We start from the raw sequence: 18,556 nt of genomic DNA, 5'->3' as shown, positions 1-18,556 counted from the left end.
TGAAAATGTGATCTGATTCATTTTGTAACCATTAAAAATGCTTCTTATTTCGGGGTATCTATTGAGTATTTTCATGTTTTGTAATGAACTGTCACTCATGCCAACTGATTCACTTTATATTGATGATAATATTTAAAGACATTATCAAATTTAATATTTATGATATTGAATATTAAAAATTAGAAGGAAAAAATGATGTCCCAAGGAAATACATCAGCCCCAATTCTTGTTACTGGTGCGACTGGCTATATTGCAAGTTGGGTGATTCGTAAACTACTCGAACAAGGTTATACTGTTCACGCGACTGTTCGTGATTTAAATAAAAAACAAAGCTTTGCACATTTAGAAAAAATTGCACAAGAAAACGCAGGTACATTGAAGTTATTTAAGGCGAACTTGCTCGAAAATGGCTCTTTTGATGAGGCCATGCAAGGCTGTGAAATCGTGCTACACATGGCATCTCCATTCGTTGTCACCAATTATAAAGATGCGGTGAAAGACATTATCGAACCTGCAGTTTTAGGGACAGAAAATGTTTTAAATAGTGTCAATAAAACTGAGTCTGTGAAACGTGTGATTGTGACGTCAAGTATTGCATCGACTTATGGTGATGCGATTGATATTTTAGAAACTGAAGAAAATCAATTTGATGAATCACATTGGAATACCACCAGTTCTACAACACACCAACCTTATCCATACTCGAAAGTTATGGCTGAACGCAAAGCTTGGGAGATGGCAGATGCACAGGACCGCTGGACTTTGGTTTGCGTTAACCCTGCTTTAGTTCTCGGCCCTTCCCTAACGGCTACAACGCAATCGGGTAGTGTTGAAGTATTAGAACAATTTGCCAATGGTATGACTCTATTTGGTGTTCCGCCAATGTGGAATGGTATCGTCGATGTCCGTGATGTTGCAGATGCGCATATCCTTGCTGCTTTTAATGAAAATGCATCGGGTCGCTATATTATCAGCGGTGGTTCACTCAGCTTATTGGAAATGGGGAAAATTTTACGTCAGCATTTTGGTCAAAAATTCCCATTCCCACGTAACCAAGTGCCGAAAAGAATGTTTAAACTGCTTGGCCCTGCTTTCGGTTATTCACGTGATTTTATTGAAAAGAACATGGGTTACCCGATTATTTTCAATGCAGATAAAAGTAAGCAAGAACTTGGCGTCACTTATCACAATATTGAAACCAGTTTGGTTGAACACTTCCAACAGCTGTTAGATGATGGTGTAGTGAAGAAGTATATTTAAGTGCTTAAGCATTCATATTCGGTTTTCTTACTTTAATCATTTGAATTAAATTGAGAAAAACGAACGTTAATAAAACTGAACTCATATTCATCAATATAAAAAGCAAAGGCATCAAACCTTTGCTTTTTAAATGCTTTGAATAGAGAGATCGTTTACATCTGCCCATATTCCTTCATCAATTCTAAAAATACCTGCTCATCTAGTACGGGAACACCCAATTTCTCAGCTTTTTCAAGCTTAGAACCAGCCTTCTCTCCTGCAACCACACATTTTGTTTTACTTGAAACACTACCACTGACACGTGCACCAAGTGCTTGTAGCATCTGCGTCGCATCATCACGTCCCATCGTTGCCAATGTTCCAGTAATGACCCAACTTTCACCATTTAATGGCTGACGGGTTGGTGCAATCGGTGCATCCCAATGAATGCCTGCGGCAAGTAAACGATCAATCACCTCAAGATTATGTGGTGCTTGGAAAAAGTCGGCGATCCATTCAGCGGTAATATCACCCACATCTGGAGTTTTTTTCAATGCATCTAAATCTGCATGACGAATTGCATCGAGTGTTTGGAAGGTGTTGGCAAGCATACGTGCTGTTGTCTCACCTACGCCACGAATCCCCAAAGCATAAATAAAGGCAGCTAAAGTGGTTTTTTTGCTATTTTCAATTGCATCAAATAAGTTCTGAACTGATTTCTCGCCCATTTTTTCAATGGTTAATAGCTGTTCACGATGTTCATGCAGATGATAAATATCTGCTACATCTTTGAGTAAATCTAAATGTAAAAGTGATTCTACCCAACGATCACCCAAGCCCTCAATATCCAAAGCTTTACGAGAAACAAAGTGACGAATCGCTTCAATACGTTGTGCTGAGCAATATAAACCACCCGAGCAACGTGCCAATGCTTCACCTTCTGGCATCACCACAGGTGAAGAACATACTGGGCAGTTTTCAGGTAGATGCACTTCAACAACATCTGTAGGACGGAACTCTAACCAAACCTTTTCAACCTTTGGAATCACGTCACCACTGCGATAAACACTGACTGTATCGCCAATACGGACGTCTAAACGGTGAATTTCACCAATATTGTGTAAAGTCACATTCGAAACAGTTACACCACCTACAGCGACAGGATTTAAGCGAGCAACAGGTGTTAAAGTACCTGTACGTCCAACTTGCCAATCGATATTTTCTACAGTCGTTAATGCTGCAACTGCTGGGAATTTATAAGCGGTTGCCCAACGAGGTTCACGGCTTAGAAAGCCTAACTTTTGTTGTTGTTGTAGATCATCAACTTTAACTACCATGCCATCAATTTCAACAGCTAAATCAGGACGTTCGCGATTGATTTGCTCATATTTTTCTTGAACATCTTGAATGCTGTCGCAAATAAAATGACGCTCACCGACAGCAAAACCAAAATTGCTTAACCATTCTAAACTTGCTGACATAGAGTTAATGCCATGATTCGGCTCACATTGCGCTATGCCGTAAGCATAGAATGCTAATGGACGTGAAGCTGCAATACTTGGATCTAGTTGGCGCAGACTTCCAGCCGCGGCATTACGTGGGTTTGCAAAAGTCTTTTCTCCTTTGGCTTCATTTTCAAGGTTAAGTTTTTCAAAACCTGCTTTCGGCATTAACACTTCACCACGAACTTCCAATAAACGTGGTACTTGAATTTTGTCTGAAGATAAAACTTTAGGTAAGTTACGAATGGTTTTGACATTTTGGGTAATGACTTCGCCCGTTTCGCCATCACCACGGGTTACTCCACGAATCAATTCACCATTTTCATACCAAAGCGAAATGGCTAAGCCATCAAATTTAAGCTCAACATCATATTCAATTTTTTGGTTAGGTAAGCGTTCTTCAATACGTCGTGCAAAAGCAAACAATTCCTCTTGATTGAATACATTACCCAAAGACAGCATTGGGACGGTATGGGTAATGGTTTCAAACTTGGATAATGCTTTTCCACCGACTTTATGGGTTGGCGTATCTGCTTGTACTAAATCAGGATATTGCTGTTCTAAAGCTTTGAGTTGATGAAATAACTGATCATATTCACTGTCTTCAATCGTAGGTTGATCCATCACATAATAGGCATGATTGTGCTTTGCAATGAGTTGAATCAATTGACGCATTTGTGCCACGACAGCATTATTTTCCATAAATCATTTCACCATAATAAAAGGGCGGAAATCCGCCCAAAATTTTGTATCTATTATAAAACAGTTTTACTCGTGATCGAACACTAAGCTTCTTGCCCTGAGCGATAATCAATCGCGGTATGACGCCAATGCTCTTTTAACTGTGGTGTAAATTCAAGATTATTCTCATCATAAACAGTACCATCAATCTCACGTGCAATTAAGCCTGCAATACTCACCATGGTATCAAAGCCTTTTTGCACATTTGGATGTGGTAAAGCAAGGAAGAAGGCTAAGCCTTGAACTTGTTCAGTCGATAATGATTCTAAATCAAAACCTTCTGGGCCATTTTCAGTCACACGTAACACTGAAAATAAAAGTGGACTTTCTTCTTCAGGATTTTCATAACGGTGAAAACACATCAGCTCACCAAAACGTAATCCATATTTTAAAAGCACTTTTAACGTTTTATCACCAGATAAAGCTTTACGTGGATTTGGATAAACATTTAGCGCAATAATGCTTTCAGCATTTGACAACACGCATTCATCATCATGGCGTTGCTGTTGGTTTAAATGGACATCTAAAATACTACTTTCTTCATCAAATTCTTTGATTTCAGCAGTTTCTACATGTTCATTTAACTGAAACGCTTCAACTTGAGCAACTGGTTTCGTTTCTTCAACGACAACAGTGGACTGCTCATTTTCAGAAGATTGCGTATCGATCTTCGTTGATAAAATAGTTGCATCCTGAATATTCTCAGTCGAAGTCTCTGCTGAGTCAGTTTGTTCTTCTGCTTTGACCAGATTGGTTGAAGGTGAATGCTCAACCTCAAGTTTCACTTCTTCTTTATCTACAGCTTGAACAGAAAGCTGTTGCGATTTTTCTTCTGCCACGTCAACAGAATCCAACGCATCTAAACTCGGTTCAACACGTGCTTTGTCTTCAGGCAATCGATCAGCTTGTAATTGGTCACGTACATGACGCGGAATTACAGGCTGATTACATTCTTCATTGATATGCAATTCAGATTCTAACGATGGTGCAGCATCATTTGGTTTTCGTAGCACCATTCTTAAACCCACTAAGATGATGATTACTGCAACAACAATCCCAACAATTGTGGTGACTTCCATACTACGACTCCGCGGCTAAACCGTATTCTCTTGCCTCTTCCAAATTCACAGTGACGAGTTTTGATGTTCCTGGTTCTGGCATCGTCACGCCCAGCAAATCGGTTGCCATCGTCATTGCAACTTTATTATGTGTAATGTAAATGAATTGAACCTGATCAGAAAGCTCTTTTACCAAATTACAAAACCGACCGACGTTTGCATCATCTAAAGGTGCATCAACTTCATCCAAAACGCAGAATGGCGCAGGATTTAAACGGAAGATTGCAAAAACCAATGCCAAAGCGGTCAGTGCTTTTTCACCACCTGATAATAACGCCAATGAGCTATTTTTCTTTCCTGGTGGGCGAGCCATCAGTTTAACACCAGACTGCCAATCATCTTCAAGGCTTAAACTTGCTTCACCACCATCGAAAACTTTAGGGAATAAGACTTTTAGTTCATTATTAACCCGATCAAAAGTTCCCATAAAGAGTTTTTTGGTTTCTTGGTCAATACTCTTCATGGCATCTTTAAGCTGCTCAACCGTATTTTCCAAATCCTGCATCTGATGGGTTAATTCATCAAAACGTTTAGACACTTCTTCATATTCTTCGGAAGCCGCCAAATTCACAGCACCCAGTTTTTCAAATTGGCGTTGTGCTTTTTCAAACTTTTCTTGATGTACAGGTAAGTCAATCAGCACACCTTGTTTAATCGTCGCATTCATCTCTTTGAGTTGATCTGAATAATGTTGCAAATCAGATTTTGCTGATTGCCATGCCAAACGTTTTTCTTCTAACTTAGTCCGTAATTGCTCATCATTTTGCTGATGTAAATGACGCATTTCGGTCAGTTTTTGCTGCTTAGACTGAATATTATTCAATTCAACTTGCCATTCTTGCCAAGTTTTTTGCAACTTTTCAGTTTGCAGCGCTTGCTCAGAATATTGTGATTCTAAACTTGGTAATTCCAATTGGATTGGATCTACAAATTTCTTAGCTTGTTCCATTTGCGCCAATATTTGTTGATATTGCGCTTTGGTAAAGGTGACATCTTTTTCAAGCAATTCAATTTGTTGTTTATTCTGTTCAGCTAAACGACGTGTTGTTTCAAAATCTTGCTGTTTAAGTTGCAACTGTTGTTGTTGTTGTTCAACCTGCTCATTTAACTCATCCAACTTATATTGCAATGTTTTAAATTCAGGTAGATTTTGCTCAAGCTTAAGAATGACCGAATGCATGTCTATTTCAAGATCATCCTTTTGCATCGCATCTTCTTCAAGCTGCTCATCGAGCTGTTGTAACTGACTATTTAATTGAACTTTTTGGACTTCAAATGCTTGAGCAGCACTTTGTTGTTTGGCAATTTGCACATCAAACTGCTGTAACAATTTTTGCTGATTTTTTAAGGCCTCTTGGTCAATTTGAATCTGCTTTTGTAAATCACTGATTTGCTGATTAAAGTTAGGCAATAAGGCTTCAGCTTCAATCACTTTAGGTTGTAAATCAGCAAGTTGTTGTTCAATTTCTTCTAAACGAATTCGATGACTGAGTGCACCTTGCGCAGCTTGACTAGATTCATCAAAGAACAGACCAATCACCCAATCTTGACCAAGATGATAGCCATCCAGTGTCAGAATACTTTGTCCATTGTTCAACTGGCTTTGTAAAGTTAATGCATGGCTCAGCGTTTCGGCGATCGCAACTTGATTCCACAATGAATATTGTGGTGAATCAATCCAATCTGCTAAACATCGCAATTGATTGAATTGAATTTTATCCAAAGAAGTAGAAACTTTAAGCTGACGTGCAATACTTTCAGTGAAGTCTGCATGCTCATCGACAAGCTGAGCAGAAAGCCATTTGGCTAAAAACTTTTCAACTAAATGCGCATGTACTTTACCCTGCTCATTCAGTTTGAGCACTTGCATCAATTGGGTCGCATTATGATCTGTTTTTACCGCACTTTTCGCAACCAATTGATTTAAGTTTTTCTGCTCAGACTGCAATACTTGTAACTCAGATTTTAAATTTGAAATCTGAGTTTTTTGTAGATTCATCTGTTCTTGAACTTGCTCAAGTTCAGATTTTGATTCAATCAGTTTTTGTTCTAACTGCGCAATCGTCTCTTGAGTTGAAGCTTTATTCTGCTCCAATTGCGTTAAATCTTCAGTTTGGAACTGATTTTGAATCTGTGTTGCTTGGGTCTTTAAGGTATCTTTTTGCTGCTCAATTCGTGCAACATTTTTTGCAAGCTGTTCAATCTGCGCTTGCATCTGGGCTTTTTGCTGTTGCTGTTTTTCAACTTGCACTTTAACTTGTTCATACTGTTGCTGTGCTTGGAGTTGTTGCGCTTTTAAATCGCTAAAAGCATGACTACGTTGCTGTGTATCTGCTTCTGAACGTTGTAGATTTTCAGACTGCTGTTCCAACTGCGCTTGCAATGTTTCCAATTGCAATTCCATCAATTGAATTTTCTCTTTATTCTGAATTTTTTGCTGTTCTAATTGTCCTAAAGCTTCTGAATTTTGTTGAAACAATGTTTGCTTCTGTTCCAAAGTCATTTTCAATTCAGAAAGTTTCTTTTCAGCGTGTTGCCATTCATTTTGCAAAGGCGTCGATTGCTGAATCAAACGTTGAAACAATTCATTGGTTGATGTTAAATCATGCTCCAATGTACTCATGTCTGAACGAACGAGTTTAAAATGTTCCCCGAGTTGATCCATTTCAACCGTATATTCCTCTTGTAAACGGCTACTGCGCTCACATTGGAAAGACAGAATTTCAATTTTTAAAGTACGAATTTCTGTTTCTAACGTTTTATATTGAACCGCTGTTTCAGACTGACGTTTTAAGGTTTTAAGCTGTGATTTTAATTCAGAAGCAATATCTTCAAGACGGTCTAAATTTTGAGTGGTGTGTTCGAGATGCTGTAAAGTCTCACGACGACGTGCTTGATAGCGCGATACACCTGCGGCTTCTTCAATAAATACACGCATTTCTTCAGGTTTTGCATCAACCAAACGGTTAATCATCCCCTGTTCAATAATGGCGTATGAACGTGGCCCTAAACCTGTCCCAAGAAAAATATCAGTAATATCACGACGGCGACACTTGGTTCCATTCAGAAAATATTCAGACTTACCATCACGGTTGACCTGACGGCGTACTGCGAGTTCAGCATAAGCATTGTATGCCCCACCCAATTTGCCATAAGTATTTTCAAAACGTAGTTCTACACTTGCCATTCCCACAGGTTTACGTTTTGCAGTTCCTGTAAAAATAACATCTTGCATGCTCCCACCACGTAACTGGCGAGCGCTAGACTCTCCCATCACCCAACGGATTGCGTCAATCACATTGGATTTACCACAACCATTCGGGCCCACTACCGCTGTGCGGTTATCTTTGAATTGTAATGTCGTACTATCGGCAAAAGATTTAAAGCCAGAAAGTTTTAAGCTGCTTAAACGCATAATGTCCTAATTACTTATCAACGCCACTTAGCGACGCGATCTCCGCGCCCAAGCAAGTTCGATTTGTTTCATCCGTGTCAGAGATTCCAACACTAAGTTACGCAAGTGTCGACAAAAATCTTCCATAAATAAAGTAGCTTGTTGTGATTTTCGGATTAAAATTGCATCAATCACTAACTTCAACAATTCTAAAGCTTCTTGAAGCTCACGTCTTGAAGTATTTAAGGTTAAAAAATAACTTCTACGCAGTGATGGTAACAATTCTTTATAAAATTTCATCAAGTATGGATTGCCGACCATTGCTTGCTGTTCAGATAAGAATTGAAAAACACCATCATAAAATTTTTCAGTATTGCCTTGTTTGACTTGCTCAACCAAATGATTGAGAAGTTGTTGAATCGCTTCAGCCTCATGGTTACGCCAAGTTTCACTCATACGCTGTACGATTTGTCCCAATAACAAAGCACTGGTATCAAACAAAGCACGGACTTGTTGGGCTGACATTTCAGAAACGATTGCACCACGACGAGGAAAGATTTCGATTAAATGAGTTCTTTCTAAAAGCAACAGTGCTTCACGCACCGAGCCTCGACTGACATCCAGTTCTTTGGCGATACGTAGCTCTTGTATTCTTTCCCCTTCAACCAATTCCCCGCTAATGATCTGTTCACTAATATGCTTGGCAATTTGTTCTGAAAGGCTTTCTGCTTCTTCCAAATGCATATAATTCCTATCTCGGCGTTATTATTCTTGGACAATGTCAATTCTGATTGTTTTCACTTTTAACTGATTTTCAAAGTTAAATTCTATGACATTGTCCGACAATTTTTATGCATTTTAAGTCAACTCAAGTTTCATACATAGTACCGTTGATCGGATACTATTTTGTAATCCCCTGATAAATAAAATAAAGACCTACAACAGTTAATAAGCATGCAAAGCACTTTTTCAACATCGCTGGAGATAATGCATGTGCCACCTTTGCACCGACTTTGGCAGTCATAAAACTCATGATACTAATACCAATAAATGCATAAATATGCACATAGCCTACCGCATTTTTAATCTCAGTCTGTTCTTGTGAACCAAAGAACATAAAACCCAAAGCACCTGCAACCGCAATCGGTAATCCACAAGCGGCTGAAGTCGCGACCGCTTTCTGCATTACCACCCCATTTTTATTTAAATAAGGCACAGTCAAACTTCCGCCGCCGATGCCAAAGATTGCTGAAGCAACCCCAATTCCGCCGCCTGCAAGCATTTGCCTAGATGCTGACGGTAATGGTTTAGACGAATCAACGTGTACATTGGCACCACTAAACATTTTAAATGCCACCCAAATTGCAAACGCACCAATGATCAACTGCAAATGTTGTCCTGATAAAATGTCGGCAATTCCTGCACCGATGAAAGAACCAATCACTAAGCCTGGTGCTAAGTTTTTAAATACATTCCAAAGCACTGCGCCCTTTTTATGATGTGCTGTCACTGAACTAATGGAGGTCACAATAATCGTCGCCAATGAAGTTCCCAGTGCCATATGCATAATGACAGATGGGTCATAACCCATTTGAGTAAACACGACGTATAGAATTGGTACAATTATTAACCCACCACCCACACCAAATAGGCCTGCAGTAAATCCTGCGATTGCACCAATACCTAAATATATGATTAACTCCATAAATGTTCCTCCATTTTCTCAGATTCAACATGGATTTAGAGACTCGTCATCTTAGACAACTCCTGACACAAGCAAATCAGCTCCCCGAAGTGCTGCTTTTGAAACAGACAACCACATCGACGAATGATGATGTGCGAGAAATTGCGCTTAGCGGAGTAAAGACAGTTTTGGTCTGTAGTGAAACACAGACTCAAGGGCGAGGTCAGCATCAAAGGGAATGGGTATCCCCTAACGGTAATATTTATTTAAGCACATTGCTTGAGACACGAACACCCTTAGATGGTCGTTTAGCACTTGAAGTTGCTTTAAATATCTTACAAATACCAACTTTTAAAAGCTTAGCCAATTTGCAAATCAAATGGCCAAATGATTTGTATAGTGCTCAAGGTAAATGGGGCGGAATTTTGGTAGAACCTATTTCGCCAACTCAAGCGATTATTGGTGTTGGAATCAATCTTCTTCCTATTCCAAAAGAACAAATTAGCCAACAAGCAACTTCCGTAGTTCAGCTTGGTGTTGAATATCCAAATCGAATTCAAATGATCAGTGAGTTATATTTAGCCATTCAACAGGCTGGACAATGGTTTAACCATGGTTGTTATAATCTTGCGGCACGATTTAATCATTATGCGGCCTTTATAGATCAGAATGTCCATTTCGAACAGATCAATGATTCGGTTGAAGGCATTTTCAAAGGTATCCATGATGATGGTTCGGTGAATTTATTGACACAGCAAGGTTTTGTAAATGTTTATCAAGGACGTTTACGTTTAGTGACGGAATAAAGAAACAACACAAATAAAATTAGGCAAGACAATGAAAGCACTTTGGTTAGATATTGGAAACACTCGTCTTAAATATTGGATCACACAAGATGATCAGATCGTCGAACAAGCGGCAGAGCTACATCTACAATCACCTTCAGACCTATTACTCGGATTAATTCAACACTTTCGTGGCTTAGGGCTCGATAAAGTAGGTATTTCATCTGTTCAAGATAAAACCAACAATGAGCGAATTGTCAAAATACTTAAAATGCTTGATGTTCCTGTGAGTTTTGCCAAAGTTCATGCTGAATATGCAGGTTTACGCTGTGGTTATGACCACATCGAACAATTGGGCATAGACCGCTGGTTACAAGTTTTAGCTGTTGCAAAAGCAGAACAAGATTTGTGTGTAGTGAGTTGCGGTACAGCGCTCACGATTGATTTAACGCAGGGTTTACAACATCTTGGCGGTTATATTCTACCGAACTTGTACCTACAACGAGACTCACTCATTCAAAAAACCAAAGGCATTAAAATTCCAGATGCCGCATTCTCAGAATTAACACCTGGTCGCAATACGATTGATGCTGTACACCATGGCATTCTACTTGGATTACTCAGTACCATCCGTCAAGTGATGCAACAATCCCCTCGAAAATTAGTGCTCACAGGCGGTGACGCACCCTTATTTGCGCAATTTCTTGAAGAGTTTGCCCCTATCATTTGTCCTGATTTACTTTTACAAGGATTACAAATTTACTTAGATCAAGAAAAAGTATCATGATGAATGGCTAAATAATGAATACATCACCAATAGCCTCATCTAGGCATCATTAAAACAAAGAAGAAGCTCTCACAAATGTTGCCCGTGCAGGTTTTAATAAAATTTCAACTTTTTCCCATAACTGTGGAAACTCTTCAAACCCATCTTGAGCCCGAAATTGCCCTGCTTGTTTGACCTCAAACATTTGCGCATTCAATAAATGTCCCAGTTGAATACTAACGGGCGCAGGAATATCCAAATCATTATTTGATAAAAACAAAAACCGTTGCTCGATATTACTTCTAATAATTTCATCAACAATATCAATTTGTTGAATAAATTGATGATATTCGGGTTTAGCATTTAACATTTTATTAAAAGCAGAAATAACAAAAAGCGCTTTAACTTGTTGTCCTTGTTGTAAATGTGCCGAAAGCAAATCTAATGTTGATAGCACGCCAAACTCATGTGCAATGAAAATACTGTCTTCATCACACTGAACTTGATGATTTATCAAAGTTTGTTTGCATTGTATATAATCTGGATTTTCAGGATTAGGTAAAGCGATATGCATACACTCAGCACCACATGCAGTGATTTTATCTGCTAACCATGCATACCAATGGTTGTGAGAAGACGAGGTCTTTCCATAAATTATGTATACTTTCATTATTTTCTTCTTATCAATATAAATATAAAAAATTAGATTCATCAGTTGATGAACTTATTAAGCTAAATTAAATCTAGATCAGCAATATTTGCAAATTAATTAACATTTATTACACAATACACCCATAAAATCACAATAAAACATGATTTAATTCATTATTTCTACATAATAAAAAAAGATGCCGAAGCATCTTTTTTTATTTATAAATCATACTGATCTATTATTTTTTATCATTGTTTCCAAACAATGGTCCCATACCGCCGCCACCGCCGAATTGCTTTTGCATACCGCTCAATGAACGCATCATTTTCGCCATGCCCGATGGATTCGCAAACTTCTTCATCATTTTCGCCATTTGCGCATGTTGTTTGATGAGTTTATTCACTTCCACAACATCCATACCACAACCCGCTGCAATACGTTTTTTACGGCTAGGATTCATCAAGTCTGGGTTACGGCGTTCTTTAATGGTCATCGATTGGATAATCGCTTCCATTTTTTTCACTTGCTTTTCAGGATTCGCCTGCGCAATTGCATCTTGAATGCCCGAATTGCTCATGCCAGGCAACTTATCCAAGAAGCCCATCATGCCGCCCATCTTATTCATTTGTTCAAATTGCATGAGCATGTCTTCAAAGTTGAAGCTTCCGCCTTTTTGCAATTTTTTTGCCATTTTTTCGGCTTTTTCTTTGTCGATCTTGCGTTCAACTTCTTCGACTAAAGAAAGTACGTCACCCATACCCAAAATACGTTGTGCAACACGCTCAGGATGGAATGGCTCTAAGGCATCAAGCTTTTCGCCCATACCTAAGAATTTGATTGGTTTACCTGTGATTGCACGTACAGAAAGTGCAGCACCACCACGTGCATCACCATCAGTTTTGGTGAGAATCACACCTGTCAGCGGTAATGCATCATTGAATGCTTTTGCAGTATTTGCAGCATCCTGACCTGTCATCGCATCGACAACAAATAATGTTTCAGTCGGATTAATCGCAGCATGTAATGCTTTGATTTCGTCCATCATGTCATCATCGACATGCAAACGACCTGCTGTATCGACAATCAAGACATCATTGAAGTTGATTTTCGCTTGACCAATCGCACGTTGTGCAATTTTGATCGGGTCTTCTGACGCATCAGATTCGATAAAATCAACACCAACTTCTGCTGCAACTGTTTGTAGCTGCTTGATCGCTGCTGGACGGTAAACATCGGCAGAAACCATGGCTACTTTTTTCTTTTGACGCTCTTTTAAAAAGCGAGCAAGTTTTGCAGCAGTTGTGGTTTTACCCGCACCTTGCAAGCCTGCTAAAAGTACAACAACTGGAGGTTTTGCAGCCAAATCAAGACTTTCATTCGCCGCACCCATCATCTTTGTGAGTTCGTCATAGACGATTTTCACAAAAGCCTGACCAGGTGATAGCTGTGTCATCACTTCTTGACCTAATGCCTCTTCCTTAACTTTCGCAATAAACTCACGAGTTACAGGTAAGGCAACATCTGCTTCAAGAAGTGCCATACGTACTTCACGTAACGTATCTTTAATATTGTCTTCGGTTAGCTGCCCTGAGCCAGTAACATTTCTTAAACTCTGCGTGAGTCGTTCTGTTAAGGTATCAAACATTGCAAAATCCGCTTAAAATAGCTAGTAGCAAAAAAATCTTTCTTAAAATAGAAAATTTATGCCCAAGATGCTATAGGATACTGTAGTTCACATGGAATTTATATCTTATAACATGAATATTCATCATCCTGAAAAAGGTTTGACATGATTAGCCTACCCTTGGTTTATACGATTTTAGCATTAATTGCCTATACCTCTTCATTTTGGTATCTGTTTATGCACTTAATGTCAAAACGTCCTGCAAATCCATGGTTTATTGGTGTCATGTCAGGTTTAGGACTGATCTTACATGCAAGTGTACTGTATAACGATGTCGTTACACCACAAGGGATTAACTACGATGTCTTTAATTTGATGTCGTTCACTTCTGGTTTAATGTTATTACTGAGTATGCTGTACAGTACTTATCGTCCTGTATTGTCTCTCAATTTGATTGGAATCCCTGTCGCTGCATTTGGTCTGATTTTAGGTTTTTGTTTTAGTAAACCCGATCAATTTATGGAGCAGCATTCTTTTGGTTTAGACATTCATATTATTTTATCATTATCAGCCTATGCCGTTTTACTCATGGCAACCATACAGGCGGTATTGATTTGGTTTCAAAATCGTGAACTGAAAAAGAAGCAAAAAAAGCGTATTTGGGTCAATTTCTTACCCGCTTATCAAGCCATGGAATCATTGTTGTTTGATATGTTAATTACAGGTTTTTTACTGCTTACCGTCGCTTTAAGTTTTGGTTTCTTCACCATTGATAACTTCTTTGCACAACACTTGGCTCATAAAACAGCATTCAGTATCGTGTCTTGGTTTGTCTATGGTGCATTGCTGATCGGTCATTATAAATTTGGTTGGCGTGGTCAAAAAGCCATTCGCTTTACCATGATTGGATTCTTTTTATTGGCAATTGGATTTATTGGTTCTAAATTTGTATTAGAGATGATTTTACATCGCTAATATTCAAACAATGCTTAGCTTTTAAACCTATTTAAGCAATCTATTCAATAGGTTGCTTTATCTGGAAAATATTGCAGGTAAATACATCACAAAAGATGTAAATCATTCAATAGTCTGAATGAATTTTGAATATTGCCTTAGAGAATGATTTAAGGCATCAAACACCGTCCCAAATAAATAACCTATATTCTGATTTTCTAAAAGTCAACACAGAGAATAATCTCTATCCCATTCATAAAAAACATAAAATTAATGGATCAATATTTAAAATCAGTTTCATCCTATAAGAAATTACTTCTGTTTTTCCAATGATTTTAAATTTGAATAAAATCACACAATTTTATCATTTTGCAAATTTTCACTTGAAAAAATTCATTTAAAGTATATTTTAGAGTAATTACTCTAAAATTGAAAAATTCTATGAAAGAACTACAAGCACTTCAAACAAAGTCCTTTGATGATCAATATATTGCTGAGTTATTTGCGCAACAATTACCTGTTTCTTTTGCTTTAAGACAAAGCAGTGCCCAGCAGCGTATTGAAAAATTAAAGAAATTCCAAAATGAATTACTCAAACGTAGATCACAATTTTATAACGCATTTCAATCTGACTTTCATAAACCCAATATTGAGGTCGAGCTGACTGAGCTTTTAACAGTGATTGATGAAATTCGCCATGCGATCCAACATTTAAATGAATGGATGGCACCAGTCAAAGTGGCAACTACGATTTCTACTTTAGGTTCATCCAGTCATGTGCAGTATCAACCCAAAGGGCGCTGTCTCATTTTAGGGCCTTGGAACTATCCATTAAATACCGTATTGTGCCCGCTTGTTTCTGCTGTAGCAGCTGGAAATACCGTCATCATTAAACCGTCGGAATTTGTACCTGCAGTCAATAAAGTCATGATTGATCTGATTGAAGCTGTCTTCAATCCGAATGAAGTTGCAGTTGTAACGGGCGATCAACACGTTGCAACAACTTTACTGGCTTTACCTTTTAATCATATCTTTTTTACAGGTTCACCGACGATTGGCAAAGTCGTCATGCGTGCTGCAGCTGAAAACCTAAGCTCTATAACACTTGAGCTTGGCGGAAAATCTCCAGTGATCATTGATGAAAGTGCCAATATTTCAGATGCGGCTTCTACGATTTGGTGGGGTAAGTTGATCAATGCAGGACAATCCTGTATTGCTCCAGACTATTGTTTTGTGCATAAAAATGTCTATTCAGCTTTTATCGAAAAAAGTAAAGAAATCATTACCAAACGTTTTGGAGAGCAACCTGAAAGTCGTAGAACCAGCCCAGACTTGGCACGTATTATTTCAGAGCGACACTTTAATCGTATTGAAGACCTGATCAATGATGCTGTAGATAAAGGTGCTAAAACAGTGATCGGGGGAACAGGTGATCGTGCAGAGCGCTTCATTGATCCGACAATTCTAAGCGACCTCCCTATGGACGCCATCATTCTCAAAGAAGAAATTTTTGGACCTGTTTTACCTGTATTGGTTTATGAACATATTGATGAAGTCATTCATTATATCAATCAACGTGACAAGCCTTTAGCAATGTACGTATGGAGTCGCCAACAGTCGCAAATTGAACATATTTTGTTGAATACGAGCTCGGGCAGTGTTTGTGTGAATGATTGTATGACGCAATATGCGCAAAACAATTTACCGTTTGGAGGTGTTAATAACTCTGGTCTTGGTAATTCACATGGCTTTTTCGGTTTTAAGGCTTTCTCACATGAACGTGCTGTGCTTGCAGGGCAGATTCAGCTGAAACGCCCTTTTGTTGTCCCACCTTATAACTTCGTAAAACTTAAAGCAGCACAGCTCTTATCCAATAGCTTAGCAAAAACAAGCTAATACGCTGAAATTAAATATTTTATTTAGGATAAATATAGTTTGAACTCATATATTTATCCTTTTTATTTTGCATCAAAATTAGCGATAAGGCAGATAAGTTCAAAGGCAAAATAACTCGTACTAACACAATTAATTGAGCAGTAAGCGCTTTAGCTTGAAAATTCACAATTGATAATGCTTTAAATTTATACAGCATAAAATAGTGGTTTAAAATTCCGATTTTTTATTTGCAGATAACGCTTATTATATTAAGTAAATATTAAATCAAAAAAATAAAAATAATTATTTGATTTAGCATATTTAAATATGTAAATTCAAAGTTATTTTCAGGATAAAAATTAATGAATACACAAACGATCATGATTGATAAAAATGCTTTTGAAGAAAAAGAATTGTGGGCTAGCTTTTTAAATTTTAGTAATAATGTTCTTGCTGATATACAAAGTTACCCGGACAATAAGTTAGCGGAATGTGAATTTCTTGGGGTCTATCCAGCACTGGAGTTTATTCTTCAAGGTTTATCAGGCAAATATGATTTCTATAATTTACCTATTAATGGTGTTTATGAAAATGCTCAAGGAACAATCTTTGACTATGGCAAACAAAAACTAAAGCCTACTATTCTTTTAGGAGAAACTTCTGTTTTATCTTATTGCACCTTAATACAAGACCATCAAAATCCTAAAAATTTTAATGAACAAATTAATTATATCATTTTAAAAAAAGTAGAAAAAAATGGAGAAAAATATTTAGCGCTTACAAGTGCTAAAAACTTTTTACACAGAGATAATGGTCAAATATATTGCTCTTGGGACTATTTGGGAGAAATTGTTTATTTAAATTTACCATTATTATCAGCAGGAAATGAAAACTCTATACAAATAACTAATTGGCGAAGCAAAATTGATTCACATCATGTAATAAGAAGCACAGATGATGATATTGCTGAAATAACAATCATTGTCGCTCAATTCCTAAATAGAATTCAAAATAATCAGTTTAGAAAAATGATAGGATATTTTGAAACTAGAGATTGATTTAAGGTATGAAATAAGGCTTTTGTTTTTGGATGATTTGTAGTTCTCCTAAAATTTATATTTATACTCAACCCCAATATAAGCCCCTTAAAAAAAGGGGCTATAACAGAAAGCTTCTTAAATGAACTCCAACGACTCAAGCCTATGTCACTCACAACCTTTCAAAGGCTTTTCTAGACAAATCTACTAAAAAAACGTATAACGCAGTTGTTTTTTTGCAATAGGTAACACACATTGAAACTCATCCTTGCACCCATGGAAGGCTTAACCGATCCAATCATGCGTGATGTACTCACGTCTGTAGGAAGCTTTGACTGGTGTGTGACTGAGTTTATTCGTGTGACCGATTCAGTCTTACCTGACCATGTCTATCACAACTATTGCCCTGAATTACAAACCGATGGCAAAACTGCTGCGGGCACACCTGTTCATGTACAATTTTTGGGAAATAATCCTGACATGCTCGCCGCCAACGCTGTTCGAGCTGTCGAACTTGGTGCGCCTGCAATTGATATGAATTTTGGCTGTCCTGCAAAAACAGTCAACCGTCATCGTGGTGGTTCAGTGCTTTTAGATGAACCCGAAGTTGTTTATGAATTGGTTAAGGCTGTTCGTGATGCAGTACCTACGCATATTCCAGTTTCAGCAAAAATGCGCCTAGGTTATATGGATCGAAACTTCACCATGGAAAATGCGCTTGCGATTGAAGATGCAGGTGCAGCTTGGGTGACCGTGCATGCACGTACCAAAGCAGATGGTTATACGCCTCCTGCTTTTTGGGACACCTTACAACCGATTCGTGAAAAGCTGAAAATTAATGTGATCGCCAATGGTGAAATTTGGACCAATGCTGATGCAAAACAATGCCAATTGGAATCAGGCTGTGAAGATTTGATGATTGGTCGTGGCGCAGTGACTACACCTGATTTAACCCAATGCATTCGACAAAATACCGACCAAGCACTGATCACTTGGCATGAATTATTAGGCTTACAAATTCGTTTCCTTAACGGAACTTATAAAAAAGAAATGAATATGGTTGGACGTTATAAGCAATGGCTAGGCATGATGTCAAAGCATTATCCTGAAGCCAAAGCCTTATGGGATGAAGTCAAACGTCTTAAACGAATTGATGAAGTGCTTGAAAAATTAAAAGCATAAAAT

At 38.0% G+C, this 18,556-nt stretch carries 14 protein-coding genes; 7 read left to right on the top strand and 7 right to left on the bottom strand.

The window, feature by feature from the left end:
• Window positions 1–195: 195 nt before the first annotated feature.
• Window positions 196–1,260 (top strand): SDR family oxidoreductase, encoded by a 1,065-nt coding sequence (locus ACY45D_RS04100; RefSeq protein WP_463108561.1) that lies wholly within the window; start codon window positions 196–198, stop codon window positions 1,258–1,260.
• A 152-nt stretch (window positions 1,261–1,412) separates the two neighbouring features.
• Here ACY45D_RS04100 and ligA read toward each other — a convergent pair whose 3' ends face one another.
• The 5 genes from ligA to ACY45D_RS04075 all read right to left on the bottom strand — a co-directional run bounded on the left by ligA (window position 1,413) and on the right by ACY45D_RS04075 (window position 9,699).
• A complete protein-coding gene (gene ligA, locus ACY45D_RS04095; RefSeq protein WP_463108560.1) occupies window positions 1,413–3,443 on the bottom strand; it encodes an NAD-dependent DNA ligase LigA in 2,031 nt (676 codons plus the stop codon).
• 83 nt (window positions 3,444–3,526) lie between these two features.
• Window positions 3,527–4,561: a cell division protein ZipA C-terminal FtsZ-binding domain-containing protein gene (locus ACY45D_RS04090; protein WP_463108559.1), complete on the bottom strand. Its 1,035-nt coding sequence runs from the start codon at window positions 4,559–4,561 to the stop codon at window positions 3,527–3,529.
• Between the two features lies 1 nt (window position 4,562).
• On the bottom strand, window positions 4,563–8,015 hold the full coding sequence (smc, locus tag ACY45D_RS04085; protein WP_463108558.1) for a chromosome segregation protein SMC: 3,453 nt from the start codon (window positions 8,013–8,015) through the stop codon (window positions 4,563–4,565).
• A gap of 27 nt (window positions 8,016–8,042) precedes the next feature.
• The gene (locus tag ACY45D_RS04080; RefSeq protein ID WP_463108557.1) at window positions 8,043–8,738 is read right to left on the bottom strand and encodes a GntR family transcriptional regulator; all 696 of its coding nucleotides are present in this window, start codon (window positions 8,736–8,738) and stop codon (window positions 8,043–8,045) included.
• Window positions 8,739–8,895: 157 nt separating this feature from the next.
• Entirely contained in the window at window positions 8,896–9,699 is an 804-nt protein-coding gene (locus ACY45D_RS04075) for a sulfite exporter TauE/SafE family protein (protein ID WP_463108556.1), read from the bottom strand.
• 29 nt (window positions 9,700–9,728) lie between these two features.
• Between ACY45D_RS04075 and ACY45D_RS04070 the strand changes: the two genes are divergently transcribed.
• Both ACY45D_RS04070 and ACY45D_RS04065 read left to right on the top strand, forming a co-directional pair.
• Window positions 9,729–10,484 (top strand): biotin--[acetyl-CoA-carboxylase] ligase, encoded by a 756-nt coding sequence (locus ACY45D_RS04070; protein ID WP_463108555.1) that lies wholly within the window; start codon window positions 9,729–9,731, stop codon window positions 10,482–10,484.
• Window positions 10,485–10,515: 31 nt separating this feature from the next.
• The gene (locus ACY45D_RS04065) at window positions 10,516–11,250 is read left to right on the top strand and encodes a type III pantothenate kinase (protein WP_463108554.1); all 735 of its coding nucleotides are present in this window, start codon (window positions 10,516–10,518) and stop codon (window positions 11,248–11,250) included.
• Window positions 11,251–11,299: 49 nt separating this feature from the next.
• On the opposite strand, the gene ACY45D_RS04060 is transcribed toward ACY45D_RS04065, so the two are convergent.
• Window positions 11,300–11,899 carry an alpha/beta hydrolase gene (locus tag ACY45D_RS04060; RefSeq protein WP_463108553.1) on the bottom strand — a complete coding sequence of 200 codons (600 nt, stop codon included), beginning with the start codon at window positions 11,897–11,899 and terminating at the stop codon, window positions 11,300–11,302.
• A gap of 220 nt (window positions 11,900–12,119) precedes the next feature.
• On the bottom strand, window positions 12,120–13,526 hold the full coding sequence (gene ffh, locus ACY45D_RS04055) for a signal recognition particle protein (RefSeq protein WP_296281169.1): 1,407 nt from the start codon (window positions 13,524–13,526) through the stop codon (window positions 12,120–12,122).
• A 144-nt stretch (window positions 13,527–13,670) separates the two neighbouring features.
• Between ffh and ACY45D_RS04050 the strand changes: the two genes are divergently transcribed.
• The 4 genes from ACY45D_RS04050 to ACY45D_RS04035 all read left to right on the top strand — a co-directional run bounded on the left by ACY45D_RS04050 (window position 13,671) and on the right by ACY45D_RS04035 (window position 18,553).
• Entirely contained in the window at window positions 13,671–14,480 is an 810-nt protein-coding gene (locus ACY45D_RS04050) for a cytochrome C assembly family protein (RefSeq protein ID WP_463108552.1), read from the top strand.
• A gap of 420 nt (window positions 14,481–14,900) precedes the next feature.
• Window positions 14,901–16,355: an aldehyde dehydrogenase family protein gene (locus tag ACY45D_RS04045; RefSeq protein WP_463108551.1), complete on the top strand. Its 1,455-nt coding sequence runs from the start codon at window positions 14,901–14,903 to the stop codon at window positions 16,353–16,355.
• Window positions 16,356–16,696: 341 nt separating this feature from the next.
• Entirely contained in the window at window positions 16,697–17,392 is a 696-nt protein-coding gene (locus tag ACY45D_RS04040) for a hypothetical protein (RefSeq protein WP_463108550.1), read from the top strand.
• Between the two features lie 234 nt (window positions 17,393–17,626).
• Window positions 17,627–18,553, top strand: a complete 927-nt coding sequence (locus tag ACY45D_RS04035) for a tRNA dihydrouridine synthase (protein WP_463108549.1) — start codon at window positions 17,627–17,629, stop codon at window positions 18,551–18,553.
• Window positions 18,554–18,556 lie beyond the last annotated feature (3 nt).

This window comes from Acinetobacter sp. BZX-2 (genome assembly GCF_055179795.1).
This window is presented reverse-complemented; position numbering and strand designations above follow the sequence as displayed.